The sequence below is a fragment of the Corynebacterium kozikiae genome (genome assembly GCF_024580965.1).
In the GTDB taxonomy this organism is placed as follows: Bacteria; Actinomycetota; Actinomycetes; order Mycobacteriales; family Mycobacteriaceae; genus Corynebacterium; species Corynebacterium kozikiae.
In genome coordinates, this window is record NZ_JANIKJ010000005.1 from 115,341 (window position 1) to 127,593 (window position 12,253).

At 62.9% G+C, this 12,253-nt stretch carries 12 protein-coding genes; 5 read left to right on the forward strand and 7 right to left on the reverse strand.

The annotated features are described in order from the left end of the window. Positions 1–182 precede the first annotated feature (182 nt). Complete coding sequence (gene upp / locus NQ018_RS05165) at positions 183–839, reverse strand: uracil phosphoribosyltransferase (protein WP_257059104.1); 657 nt, start codon at positions 837–839, stop codon at positions 183–185. Between the two features lie 119 nt (positions 840–958). Between upp and NQ018_RS05170 the strand changes: the two genes are divergently transcribed. The 3 genes from NQ018_RS05170 (at position 959) to NQ018_RS05180 (ending at position 3,389) form a co-directional block, all read left to right on the forward strand. After that, a complete protein-coding gene (locus tag NQ018_RS05170; protein ID WP_257059107.1) occupies positions 959–1,267 on the forward strand; it encodes a hypothetical protein in 309 nt (102 codons plus the stop codon). Next, positions 1,264–2,100: a C40 family peptidase gene (locus NQ018_RS05175; protein ID WP_257059109.1), complete on the forward strand. Its 837-nt coding sequence runs from the start codon at positions 1,264–1,266 to the stop codon at positions 2,098–2,100. The genes NQ018_RS05170 and NQ018_RS05175 overlap by 4 nt, the downstream gene beginning before the upstream one ends. Positions 2,101–2,174: 74 nt before the next feature. Continuing rightward, positions 2,175–3,389 carry a SatS C-terminal domain-containing protein gene (locus NQ018_RS05180; protein WP_257059111.1) on the forward strand — a complete coding sequence of 405 codons (1,215 nt, stop codon included), beginning with the start codon at positions 2,175–2,177 and terminating at the stop codon, positions 3,387–3,389. A 26-nt stretch (positions 3,390–3,415) separates the two neighbouring features. Here NQ018_RS05180 and NQ018_RS05185 read toward each other — a convergent pair whose 3' ends face one another. Further along, positions 3,416–4,312: an amidohydrolase family protein gene (locus NQ018_RS05185; RefSeq protein WP_257059113.1), complete on the reverse strand. Its 897-nt coding sequence runs from the start codon at positions 4,310–4,312 to the stop codon at positions 3,416–3,418. A 34-nt stretch (positions 4,313–4,346) separates the two neighbouring features. Here NQ018_RS05185 and NQ018_RS05190 point away from each other — a divergent pair, with 34 nt between their 5' ends. Further along, a complete protein-coding gene (locus NQ018_RS05190; RefSeq protein WP_257059115.1) occupies positions 4,347–5,303 on the forward strand; it encodes a D-alanyl-D-alanine carboxypeptidase family protein in 957 nt (318 codons plus the stop codon). Here the strand turns inward: NQ018_RS05190 and NQ018_RS05195 are convergent. The 5 genes from NQ018_RS05195 to NQ018_RS05215 form a co-directional block, all read right to left on the reverse strand. Continuing rightward, entirely contained in the window at positions 5,292–6,296 is a 1,005-nt protein-coding gene (locus NQ018_RS05195) for a YhjD/YihY/BrkB family envelope integrity protein (protein WP_257059116.1), read from the reverse strand. The genes NQ018_RS05190 and NQ018_RS05195 overlap by 12 nt on opposite strands. 100 nt (positions 6,297–6,396) lie before the next feature. Beyond that, positions 6,397–7,437: a tryptophan--tRNA ligase gene (gene trpS / locus NQ018_RS05200; RefSeq protein WP_373566898.1), complete on the reverse strand. Its 1,041-nt coding sequence runs from the start codon at positions 7,435–7,437 to the stop codon at positions 6,397–6,399. 57 nt (positions 7,438–7,494) lie between these two features. After that, the gene (locus tag NQ018_RS05205) at positions 7,495–7,674 is read right to left on the reverse strand and encodes a hypothetical protein (RefSeq protein WP_257037836.1); all 180 of its coding nucleotides are present in this window, start codon (positions 7,672–7,674) and stop codon (positions 7,495–7,497) included. 110 nt (positions 7,675–7,784) lie between these two features. Then, positions 7,785–8,675, reverse strand: coding sequence for an exodeoxyribonuclease III (locus NQ018_RS05210; RefSeq protein ID WP_257059119.1), 891 nt, complete (start codon positions 8,673–8,675; stop codon positions 7,785–7,787). A 5-nt stretch (positions 8,676–8,680) separates the two neighbouring features. Beyond that, entirely contained in the window at positions 8,681–9,796 is a 1,116-nt protein-coding gene (locus tag NQ018_RS05215) for an MFS transporter (RefSeq protein WP_306428941.1), read from the reverse strand. Positions 9,797–10,013: 217 nt separating this feature from the next. Here NQ018_RS05215 and NQ018_RS05220 point away from each other — a divergent pair, with 217 nt between their 5' ends. After that, complete coding sequence (locus tag NQ018_RS05220; protein WP_257059122.1) at positions 10,014–12,224, forward strand: NADP-dependent isocitrate dehydrogenase; 2,211 nt, start codon at positions 10,014–10,016, stop codon at positions 12,222–12,224. Positions 12,225–12,253: the final 29 nt, after the last annotated feature.

Sequence of the window (12,253 nt, forward strand, 5' to 3'; positions counted from 1 at the left end):
CCACCTTGGCAACCCGGCTCTAGATTTTCTACCGGGACACGCCAAACATATTTGGCAGGCAGGCGTACGCGGTGACGTCGGTACGCGAAAAACTGCCCTCAGCGCGAGGGATGGCGCCGGGCTTCGCCTCCCCTATGCACAGGAAATTCTCCCCTCAATTGGGGCAACTGCTGGACGCGGCGCTAGTTGGTCACGCTGCCGTCGTGAACATGGATGTTGCGGGGGCCGTAGAGGCGGTCGCCGGCGTCACCCAAACCGGGAACGATGTACGCATCCTCGTTGAGCTGTGGGTCCACTGTGGCGGTGACCAGGCGGACAGGCAGGCCGGAGTTCGCCAGTGCATCCACGCCTTCCTGGGCAGACACCATGCAAATGGCAGTGATATCCGTGGCTCCGCGCGCGGCGAGCAAGCGAATCGAATGCAGCAGCGAGCCGCCCGTAGCGAGCATTGGATCCACCACAAACACGGTGCGCCCAGAAAGATCCTCGGGCAGCGCCTCCAGGTACGGGACGGGCTCATGCGTTTCTTCATCACGCGCAATGCCAATGAATCCCACCTGCGCGTCCGGGATCATGGACAGCGCGGGATCCACCATTCCCAGCCCGGCGCGAATGACCGGTACCACGATCGGCGGGTCCTGTAGCCGAGCACCCTGCGCTGTTGCCACCGGGGTGTCCACGTCAAAGTGCTCAATTGCGAGGTCACGGGAGGCTTCATAGACGAGCATTGCGCCCAAGTCTGCAAGCGCTGCGCGGAACCCAGCGTTGTCTGTGCGGGCATCACGCATGATGGTCAGGCGGGCGGCGGCCAGAGGGTGATCAACGATTCTTACATCCATGCCCATCATCGTAGCTTTCCCCCCGGACACGGACCCCCTTTTGCCCCTGTGACCTTTGATGACGCAGGAAATTTGCGCTTCATGGAACCGTTTGGGCCGCGCAACAGTCCAATAAAGGTATGAGCCAACACACTTCACTTCAGCTCGACCCGCAACACACCACCAAGCTTATCGACGCCCTCCGCGCCGAAGCCGCCAACGTCCCAGAGGCTCGTTGGGCTCCAGGGGACCTGGCGCCGGCGGCGCAGGCGTTCATCGAGGCCTTCAATGCCTGTTCCGACACCCTCGCGCGGCGCGGCGCCGAGTTGTGCGAACAAGCCGAAGACCTCGCACAAAGCAGCCGGGCCAGCCTCAGCGACATTGAGGCTACCGACCGCGGCCTTGGTAACCAACTGGGTGCGTTGCCCACCGGGCTGGGGGCGCCATGATCGATCTCACCGGTTTCGTGCGCGGCGTGTTGGCCCTGCTCCCCAACCCGAACCCCGCAGCCCAGCTCACTTTGCCGCACGCCCCGCACTTCCCCAGCGCTGAGGCCGTAGCCCAGCAATTCGGTGCAACCGCAGCCCCACTCACCGCTGCCACCCAAGCGCTCGAGCGGGATCGCGCCCGCGCCGAAGCCGTGCTCCCCCAGGCACTTGTGGAGTTCGACCGCCTGCGTGGGGCGCTGGGCGGGCTTGCGCAGGACTTCCTCGGTGAAGTGGCCGCCCTTGCCCCACAACTGATCACCACCAACCCGGCCTCCTTCATGGCCGTGCAGGCGCAACTTTCACATTTGCCGGAAAAGTACATGCAACTGGCGTACGCACAGGTGGATCAAAGCGCCAGCAACCTGCAGCACGCCACCGCGACCCTGCAGGAGGTGGCTGCCACCAGCAACAACACCCCCAACCAGCACGCCCCCGCACCACCCGCACCCACTTCAGCCGGGGAGAAAGCAGTGGCCGCGGCCCGCAGCGCGCTCGGCGTGCCGTACCAATGGGGTGGCACCACCCTCGACGGCTTCGACTGTTCAGGCCTCACCCAATGGGCGTGGCGTCAAGCCGGCGTGGAACTACCCAGGCTCGCCGAACACCAAAACGTTGGCCGGCAAGTGAGCGTGAACGAACTCATCCCCGGCGACCTGCTGGTGTGGGACGGGCACGTTGCCATGTACGCCGGCGATGGCCAAATCATTGAAGCTGGCAGCCCCGTTCAAACCAATCCCCTGCGCACCACAAACATGGGCATGGCGTTCAAAGGCTACTTCCGGCCCACCGGTTAGCGTCGGTTAGCGGCGGGTTTGTTGCATTTAGGGTGGTTTAAGGTCGCGGCCAATTCGCGCTAACATGTTGCCTTATGGAAAACAAAGGCATCGTACCTGTCTCACTTTCGCTGCCAAGCGGCGACTACTACACCCTGTGGGCCCCAAAGTGGCGCGAACACGGCGCCGAGTGGCAAGCCTTCCTGGGCTCAGACGATGACCTCTACCTCTTCCCCTCCGCAGCACACCTGTTGGTGTTCCTCGAGTCTGGCGCGAAGCACGACCTCACCGCCCACCCTAAGTGGGGCGCCTTCGAGTCCAACGGCGCGAACCGCGTTGTCCCACGCCACCACTATGACCTGGTGGGTGTCCCCAGCATGCTCGCCGGCCGCCCGAGCCACGAAAACGTCTCCGGTGTAGCCCGCGCACTCAACCTCTGCCGCTCACTCGGCGAGGTCACCGGCAACACCACCAGCCAAATGTTCTTCGCCTCCCACTCCATCCTGGCCAACCCCAACCGCGGCACCGACCACTTCGCCGGCGACCAAGGCCTTCAGGAATGGTCCGCCATCGGCCGCGTCATCCTGAGCAACTACAAAGAGGTGCTCGATTCCTTCGACGTCACCACCACTGAAGTAGACGAATCGCTTCTCGACGCCGCCCAGGCGCGCATCGACGAGGCGGAGGCGTCGGCGCGCGCTGCCCGCGAGGAGGAGGAAGCGCGGAAGAAGCAGGCCGCGGAGGCGTCGGATCCCTATGACTCCACCCCTTGGGCCGCCGCGGGCATTGACCCCATCAAGATCCACATCGACGGGCGCACTCTCTACACCCTGCGCACGTACATCGAGGCGCAGCCAGTGTTCCTGGGTAAGTTCGGACAGATTTTCACCTTCAATTCCTCCAAAGCCATGCTGCGCTGGCTCGAGCACGAGGATCACGACCTCGCCAAAGTGGCCACCTGGGAAGACCTGATGGTGCACATCAACGCCGGCGAGCTCGAAGTGACGGTCCACCCAGACAACGTCTACTCCTTCAACGGCATCGCCAAGGCCATCGAGCAAGGCATCGACGCCGTGGACACCGACCAAATGGCCCGCGCCTACGAACTGCTCGCCGACGCGGCCGACTGGGCGCAAGACGACTCCCTCAACGCCTACTTCCTGGCCAACCCCCGCATGCAGGACTACATCTCCTACATGCTCGGCTCCAACCGCACCACCGGCTACACCCCCACCCCGCCGTTCATCGAGCACGCAGAAGCATGGAAGGAACTCGAGTCCATGCTCACCGCGCGCTTCAGCAAGTTCTAACCAGTAATTTCTCAGCGCGCGGCTGCCTACGCGCGCGGCTGCAAATCCTCCGGATCGATCCCCAGCTCCGCGAGCAACAGCGGGTCGATCTCACCGAGCTCTTGGATTTCTTGGGCGTCTGTGACGTCTGTGGCGTCTGCGGCGTCCTTCTGCTCGGCCTGCGGAGTTTCGTCCGTGAACTGCGCGAATATCGGCCACACCACCTCCTGCTCCAACCGCGCGCGCAGCGGGGCCGGCAGCAAGCTGGACTGGAGCGTCGACACGGTCCACGCGAACACCTCGTCGAGGCCAATTTCTAGGCTCTCCGCGAGGTCGGTGATCAGGGCCGCATCGAAGCCAGCAACCGCAACACGGAACCCAAGCTTGTCCAGCAACTCGATGGGGTAATCGGCCAACGCCTCGATGGCGCCCTCCGCCACATCCGCACGCGGATCGCACACCACCGGGATGCCGCGGTCACGAACCCACGCCGAAAGCGGCCCCGGCACAAGGTCATCAGTGAGCTGGAAATCATCAAACAATGCGGTGGCCTGGGTGATGTACGGCGTACCGACGCGAACCTGCTCCGCAATCGGGCCGCGCAGCATCACTGGCACCAACTGCTCACGAAGCCGCGCGGCGAGGCCCGCGTCGACGGTACATCCGCCCACCACGAACTGCTTGCCCAGATCATCCACCGCGTCCGGCGACGCATCCAGGTCCACCACCAACCCCACCGTCGTCTTCGCCTCCTGGGCCGCGGCCACTGCCTCGTCGACGCGGCCTGAGACGATGTGCTCGATGTAGACAACGGGCTCGCCTTCGACGCGGGCTAGGACTTCCTTCAGTTCGCCCGTGGTGTGCAGCAGCACCTTGGGTACAAGATCGATGACCTCAGGGGTGAGCGTTTTGAAATCTGCGGTGAAAATCGGGGTGTTATACATAGCTCACAGCGTAGACCCGTGCACCATCATTGGTATGAAACCTCTGATCGTCGCCTGCGGCCTCGCGCTCTCAACGACGCTTTCCGCCATCCCCGCGCAGGCCGCGCTCGCCACCACAGCCTCCACCACAGCACAGGCAGCCACCACCACCTCCTTCGTCGACCCGGCCACCTCCGGTTCGTGGCTAGTGTTCAACATTGACTCCGGCGAGATCATCGCCGAGCACGCCCCTAACACTCGCTTCGACCCGGCCACCCTCATCAACGTCACCCTCATCCTCGCGGCCCTTGAGGAACTCGACCCCACCTCAGAGCTCACCATCGCCGCCCCAGGCGAGCGCCCCATGCTGGTCCAGGGGCAGGCATATTCGGTGATTGAGCTCGTCGGCGCGCTCCTGCACACCGACGCCACCGACGCCGCCCTCGCCCTCCAAGCCGCCATCGAACCCGACGCCCAACAAAACATCCTCGAACGCGTGGGCGCCACCAACACCACCCTCGGCCCGAACCCCCAAACTACGGCCCACGACCTCGCGCTGCTCTACCGCTACGCCTTCCGCCTCCCCGCGTACATGCAGATCTTCTCCAGCCCCAGCGTGCAAATCACCACCACCGAAGGCACCTCCCTCATCAGCAACAGCAACGCCTACTTCCTCTCCGACCCAGACTCCCTCGGCGGCACCGCAGGACTCAGCGACGGCCTCTACGCCTTCGCGGGGGCACAGCGTTCCGACGCGCGCCTGGGCGTGGTAATGCTCGGCGTCGACCCCGCCGTCACCATGCCCTCCTACCAAGCGATGGAACTCTTCGCCGCTGCGCAGGGGCAAGCTCCGACGGGCGTACTGGAAGCACCCGCAGTGGAGGAGGCAGAGGTGTCAATCCCCGAAATGGAAACGCCATCCTCCCCCGTCCCGTGGTTGGGCTTGGGGGCGATGGCGTTGGTGGTCTTGGGAGCTGCAACCTGGTGGCTGCAGCGAAAGCTACCTGCGTAGGCGGCGGTCCTTGATATCACGCACCCGGATGATCGCCGGGGCGGGGACGTCTTGGCGCGCTATCGCGAGGGCTTCGTCGGTGGTTGCGGCCCATGCGGAGGCGTACATGACGATGCGCCAGATCAGGTAAAGCACCACCATCAGGCCGATGATCGGACCGAAGGCTGCGCCCGCGGGGTTGGACAGCGCGTTGGCAAAGAAGACCGCACCGAGTTGCTTCACAACCTCAAAGGCCACCGCGCAGATCAGGGCCGCTTTCACGGCCGCGCGCATTGGTACTTCGCCACGGGGGAGGAATTTCATGAACCACCAGGCCACGGCAAAGTTGGCGAGCAGCGCCACGGCGAGGCTGAGCACGAACGTCAGGATAAAGATTCCTGGGACTTCGTCGAGGTTGAAGAACCCTAGGATGGCCTGCAATACGTTGGATGAGCCGAGGGCGGTGGCGGCGGCTGCGAGTGCAAAGGCCACCAGCAGGCCCACGAGGCCGAGGAGGTCGCGGAGCTTTGTCACCACAAAGTTGCCCTCGTTGACTGGGTACTTCCACATCTTGGACACGCCGTAGCGCAGGTTGTTCATCCATGCGAGCCCGGACCACAGCGCGGTCAGACCACCGATGCCGAACATTGCGGTGCGTTGCTCGATGGCCGCGTCGAGGATGCTGTTGAGCGTTTCACCCAGCGAGCCGTCCACTGCCGCAACGATCTGGTCCTTGATCTCTTGGAGCAAATCGGGGCGGTTGTTCAGCACGGTTGCCGCCACCGCGAATGCCAGCATCAGCAGAGGGAACATGGACAGCACGGAGAAGTAGGTGATGCCCGCGGAGTACTGATTTCCGCCCTCGGTGCCAAAGCGTTCCTGCATCCGCATGATGTGGTCGAACCACCCCCACTTTGCCCGGAGCTTGTCCAGCATGGTGGGTTCGTCGGCGTGCACGCGCTCGATGCCGTGTTCGTCGACCTTGTCCTTGTCAGCTCGCGTCGATGTAGCCACGGATGCCTTTCTCTTAGAAAATCAATGCTTCTACGATATGAAGAATCCGGCGCTCGGGGGAAATTGAGCACCGGATTCTTGCAAGATCGTTGCAAAAGCGTTACGCCAGCTTTGGCAGGAAACCAATGTTCTTGTACGCATCCGCGAGCGTTTTGGAAGCCACCTCGCGGGCGCGCTCAGCACCTCGGGCCAGAACCCTCTCCAACTCGGCTCGGTCCGACATGTAGAAATCAAACTTCTCCCGCAGCGGGGTGACGAATGCTTCGAGGGCGTCCGCCGTGTCCGCCTTCAGCGCGCCGTACCCCTGGCCCGCATAGCCCGCGACGAGTGCGTCGATAGGCGTGCCGGTGAGCGCCGACTGAATGACCAGCAAATTGGACACGCCGGGTTTGTTTTCTTTGTCGTAGCGGATTTCCGCTTCGTTGTCGGTGACGGCCGAGCGGATGCGCTTCGCGGAGACCTTGGGGTCGTCCAGCAGGTTGATGAGGCCCTTGGGGTTCTCCCCGGACTTGCTCATTTTTGAGGTGGGGTCCTGCAGGTCGTAGATCTTTGCCGAGCCTTCAGGGATGAAGCCCTCGGGCACCACGAAGGTCTTTTTGAAGCGCGAGTTGAAGCGCTCCGCGAGGGTTCGCGTGAGCTCGAGGTGCTGGCGTTGATCCTCGCCCACGGGAACGACGTGCGGGCGGTACAACAAGATGTCCGCCGCCATCAACATGGGGTAGGTGAACAGGCCCGCGGAGGTGCGGTCAGCGCCGCGCTTTGCCGACTTGTCCTTGAACTGCGTCATGCGGCTCGCCTCGCCGAAGCCGGTGAGGCAGGTGAGCACCCAGCCGAGTTCCGCGTGCTCTGGGACGTGCGACTGCACAAACAAGGTGGAACGCTCGGGGTCGATGCCCAACGCGAGGAGCTGCGCGGCGCCTGCGATGGTGCGCTGGCGCAACTCCTTGGGATCCTGATCCACCGTGATCGCGTGCAGGTCAGGGATGAAATAGAACGCCTCGAACTTATCCTGCAGGTCAATCCACTGCTTCAACGCACCTAGGTAATTTCCCAAGTGGTAGGAGTCGGCGGTGGGCTGGATGCCCGAAAGAACACGTTTCGGAGAATCTGCAGAAGATTGGATGGCAGTCATGCATGCCATCCTATCTCAGGCGCGCGCCTTCACAGCGCTCGAGTGTTTGGGCGCCGGGAGGGGCTGCTACTGGGTGCGTGGCTTCTCACCGAACAGGAACTGCAACGACGCCACCACACTCGCGCCGCCGATACCCATCAACAGTGCGCCGAGCAACGCGTTGACGTCGTGAGCGCCTAGCAGAAGGAAGGAAAGGCCGAACAAAACGGCACCGAGTACCAAAAGAATGATGCCCTTAACGCGCATGAGAAGCTCCTTGATTTGTGGGACGGCACGGCAGTGCCTACGTTCTGACCGCTTACTTTATCAACCTTCGCCAGTAACTTTTGCCGCGCTGGCGCTTCAGGTGCCCCCGGCTAGCCATACACCACTGTCAGTGGCGAGTGATCGGACCAGCGGAGGTCGTAGGCCGGCGCCTTGTCCACCCACGCGCGTTCGGCGCGGTCCATCATCGCCTTGGTGGCGGCCTGGTAGTCGATGCGCCACCCCGCGTTCGTGTCAAAGGCCTGCCCGCGGTAGGTCCACCAGGTGTACTCCGCGTCCTGCGGCGCGAGTCGGCGCGCGACGTCAAACCACACCGGTGCGGTGTTTGCTTCTCGACGCGGGCCGTCCGCGTACTCCACGGCCCCAGCCCAGTCACCGTGGGCTGGGATCTGGGACTCCTCATCGGGGAAGGTGCCAAACACTGCGTCCATGAACGCGCGCTCGTCCGGCAGGAATCCGCTCTTATTGCGGTTGGTTTTGAAATTTTTCAAATCCTGTTCGCGGTGGCAAATGTTCCAGTCGCCGCCCACCACCATGTTTTCGTGCTCGGCGGCGGCTTCGGCGAGATACGGCTCGAACGCATCCAAGAAGCGGTACTTCTCATCCTGTTTCTCCGTGCCCGCGGACCCGGAGGGCAGATACAGCGACGCGACGGTGACGCCCGCGTCGAGGCGCGCTTCGATGTACCTGCCGGACTCCTCGAAGCCGGGGATGCCGATGCGCACGTCGTGAAGCTCATGTCGCGAGAGGATGCCTACCCCGGCGCGGCCTTTCGCAGCCGCCGGGGCGCCCGCGTAGAACCAGCCGCCGTCGAGAGCTGGGGCAAGCGCGGTGAGGGTGTCTTTTTCCGACGCGCGCACCTCCTGGAGTAACACCACATCGGAGTTCGATGCCTCCAGCCACGGCAAGAACCCCAAGTTTTGCTCGCTGCGTTGCTTCACGGCGGCGCGAATGCCATTGACGTTGACGGTAGAAATTTGCATGCCCATCATCCTAACGCCCATGCCCAAATGAGAATTGACACCGCGGCGAGCGCGGCCCCCGCCAACGCTGGGGCCGAATACCCAAACCCGGCCGCAATGACTGCGCCACCCAAGGACGCCCCAGCCGCATTCGCGATGTTTAACGCGGAGTGATTGAGCGAGGCGGCCAGTGTCTTCGCGGGCCCCGCCACCTCCATGAGTCGCACCTGCAGGCATGGCACCAACGTGGAGCCGGAGGCACCGACGCACAGGAATGCGATGATTGCGAGCCACGCTGTGGTGGACGCGGCGTAGAAGAAGAGGAGCGACACCACAATGGCGCACAGTGCCAGCAGGATCCCGCGCTCATAATTCCAGTCCGAAAGCCTGCCTCCCAGCCAGTTGCCGCCAACCATGCCCACGCCATACGCCAAAAGCACCAGCCACATCCATTGCTCCGGTAGGCCGGCTCGCTGCGTCATCGTCCAAGAGATATAGGTATAGACCGCGAACATACCGCCAAATCCCACCGCGCCGATGGCCAGCGAGTACCACACCTGCACGCGCCCGAGCGCCTTGAGCTCACCAAGCGGGCTCGTGGGCAGCATCTTGGACATATGTGGCATGAGGAACCACAGCGCCACCAGGGTGGACACGCCGATGAGTGTGACAAACACGTAGGCCGCTTGCCAGCCGAAGCCCTGCCCCAACGCTTGCGCGATCGGCACGCCGAGCACCGTTGCCACCGGCAGGCCCATGCCTACGAACGCGAGCGCGCGTCCACGTTGCCCCGGGGACATCGACGCTGCCGCGAGAGCGGAGACAGAAAAGTACGCGCCGTGGGGAAGGCCCGCAAGGAAGCGCGATACGACGAGTAGTTCGTAACTCGGCGCCACGACAGCCAATCCGTTGCCCACCGTGAACGCCGCCATCAGGATAAGAAGGAGGCGGCGGCGCGGGATCATGCCAGTGAAGGCGATGATCAAGGGCGCTCCAATGACGACGCCGAGGGCGTAGGCGGTGATGATGTGCCCGGCGGTGTCCTCGGTAATCGCGTAGCCGGCGGCGATTTGGTTGAGCAAACCCATGGTCACGAACTCGGTGACGCCGATGCCGAAGCCTCCCATGGCGAGCGCAATCATGGTGATGATGCGGCGGCGTTCGGTGATTTCGGTTTGGCGGGGTAAGGGGCGTCGGAAACTCACCGAGCACACCTTACACTTGCCCACATTTTTGATGGTTTCACGTGAAACTTCGCCACAACTGGGCCCTACCCCCGTTTTCCCACATTTATGCACGCTTTAGGTTCTGCGCGCGCTATCCTATGGGTTTGAAATCACACGCCTACGAAGGAGACTCATGGCAAAGATCATCTACACCCGCACCGACGAAGCGCCGCTGCTCGCAACCTACTCACTGAAGCCGGTCGTGGAAGCGTTTGCGGGCACCGCTGGCATTGAGGTGGAGACCCGCGATATCTCACTCGCAGGCCGCATCATTTCTCAGTTCCCTGAGTACCTCACTGACGAGCAGAAGCTCGACGATGCCCTCGCTGAGCTGGGCGAACTCGCCAAGACTCCAGAAGCAAACATCATCAAGCTGCCAAACATTTCCGCTTCCGTGCCACAGCTCAAGGCCGCGATTGCGGAGCTGCAGTCTCAGGGCTACAAGCTTCCCGATTACCCAGATTCCCCATCTACTGATGAGGAAAAGGACGTCCGCGCGCGCTACGACGCCGTGAAGGGTTCCGCCGTGAACCCTGTTCTGCGTGAGGGTAACTCCGATCGCCGCGCTCCAATCGCGGTGAAGAACTTCGCCAAGAAGCACCCCCACCGCATGGGCGCTTGGACCGCTGACTCCAAGACCAATGTGGCAACGATGGATGCGAACGACTTCCGCCACAACGAGAAGTCCGTCATTATGCCAGCCGCAGACACGCTCACCATCAAGCTCGTGACCGCTGAGGGCGAGACTGTGCTCAAGGACGGCCTCAAGGTCCTCGAGGGCGAGGTTATCGACGGCACCTTCATGTCTGCTAAGGCACTGGATGCTTTCCTCAAGGAGCAGGTCGCCCGCGCGAAGGAGGAAGGCGTTCTCTTCTCCACCCACCTCAAGGCCACGATGATGAAGGTTTCCGACCCGATCATCTTCGGCTACGTTGTTCGCGCGTTCTTCGCCGATGTGTTCTCCAAGTACGGTGAGCAGCTCGAGGCGGCGGGCCTCAACGGCGAAAACGGCCTCGGCGCGATCTACGCGGGCCTGGAGAACTTGGAAAACGGCGCTGAGATTAAGGCTGCCTTCGACGCGGCCCTGGAAAACGGCCCCGCCCTCGCGATGGTGAACTCCGACAAGGGCATCACCAACCTCCACGTGCCGTCGGACGTGATTGTGGACGCCTCCATGCCCGCCATGATCCGCACCTCGGGCCACATGTGGAACGCTGCAGGAGAGGAGCAGGATACCCTCGCTGTCATCCCTGATTCCTCCTACGCGGGCGTCTACCAGACCGTCATCGACGACTGCAAGGCCAATGGCGCCTTCGACCCAGCAACCATGGGTACCGTGCCGAACGTCGGCCTCATGGCGCAGAAGGCTGAGGAATACGGCTCCCATGACAAGACGTTCAAGATCGAAGCCGACGGCACCGTGCAGGTTGTCAACGCAGCAGGTGACGTGCTGATCGAGCATGAGGTCGAGGCGGGCGACATTTGGCGTGCGTGCCAGACCAAGGACGCCCCAATCCAGGACTGGGTCAAGCTCGCCGTCACCCGGTCACGTCTCTCCGGCATGCCCGCGATCTTCTGGCTCGATCCAGAGCGCGGCCACGACGCCAACCTCATCAAGCTCGTGGAGAAGTACCTCGGCGACCACGACACCGAGGGCCTCGACATCACCATCGCCTCCCCAGTAGAGGCCACCAAGACCTCCATCGAGCGCATTCGCCGCGGTGAGGACACCATCTCCGTTACCGGCAACGTGCTGCGTGACTACAACACCGACCTATTCCCCATCCTGGAGCTCGGTACTTCCGCGAAGATGCTCTCCGTGGTGCCGCTGATGGCTGGCGGCGGCCTCTTCGAGACGGGTGCAGGCGGCTCCGCGCCAAAGCACGTCCAGCAGGTGCAGGAGGAAAACCACCTCCGTTGGGATTCTCTTGGAGAGTTCCTCGCGTTGGCGGAGTCTTTGCGCCACATCACCAACACCGGTGGCACGGCAAAGGCCGCGGTGCTTGCAGACGCGCTCGACCGCGCCACCGAAACCCTGCTGAATGAGGACAAGTCCCCATCCCGCAAGGTCGGCGAGATCGACAACCGCGGCTCCCACTTCTACCTCACCAAGTACTGGGCTGAGGAACTGGCGAAGCAGAGCGACGACGCCGAGCTTGCGCAGACCTTCGCTCCCGTCGCTGAGGCACTGGGTGCCAAGGCAGAGCAGATCGACGCCGAACTGCTGGCGGTCCAGGGCGAACCAGCGGATCTGGGCGGCTACTACCAGCCAAACGATGACAAGACGAACGCTGTGATGCGGCCATCGGCAGCATTCAACGAAATCATCGATTCGCTGAAGTAACACGAAAGGCGGGGTACATACCCCGCCTT

Coding starts and splice junctions, on each gene's coding strand:
- upp (WP_257059104.1), bottom strand. CDS start 839: ATGGATGTAAGAATCGTTGATCACCCTCTGGCCGCCGCCCGCCTGACC.
- NQ018_RS05170 (WP_257059107.1), top strand. CDS start 959: ATGAGCCAACACACTTCACTTCAGCTCGACCCGCAACACACCACCAAG.
- NQ018_RS05175 (WP_257059109.1), top strand. CDS start 1,264: ATGATCGATCTCACCGGTTTCGTGCGCGGCGTGTTGGCCCTGCTCCCC.
- NQ018_RS05180 (WP_257059111.1), top strand. CDS start 2,175: ATGGAAAACAAAGGCATCGTACCTGTCTCACTTTCGCTGCCAAGCGGC.
- NQ018_RS05185 (WP_257059113.1), bottom strand. CDS start 4,312: ATGTATAACACCCCGATTTTCACCGCAGATTTCAAAACGCTCACCCCT.
- NQ018_RS05190 (WP_257059115.1), top strand. CDS start 4,347: ATGAAACCTCTGATCGTCGCCTGCGGCCTCGCGCTCTCAACGACGCTT.
- trpS (WP_373566898.1), bottom strand. CDS start 7,437: ATGGCATGCATGACTGCCATCCAATCTTCTGCAGATTCTCCGAAACGT.
- NQ018_RS05205 (WP_257037836.1), bottom strand. CDS start 7,674: ATGCGCGTTAAGGGCATCATTCTTTTGGTACTCGGTGCCGTTTTGTTC.
- NQ018_RS05210 (WP_257059119.1), bottom strand. CDS start 8,675: ATGCAAATTTCTACCGTCAACGTCAATGGCATTCGCGCCGCCGTGAAG.
- NQ018_RS05215 (WP_306428941.1), bottom strand. CDS start 9,796: ATGATTGCGCTCGCCATGGGAGGCTTCGGCATCGGCGTCACCGAGTTC.
- NQ018_RS05220 (WP_257059122.1), top strand. CDS start 10,014: ATGGCAAAGATCATCTACACCCGCACCGACGAAGCGCCGCTGCTCGCA.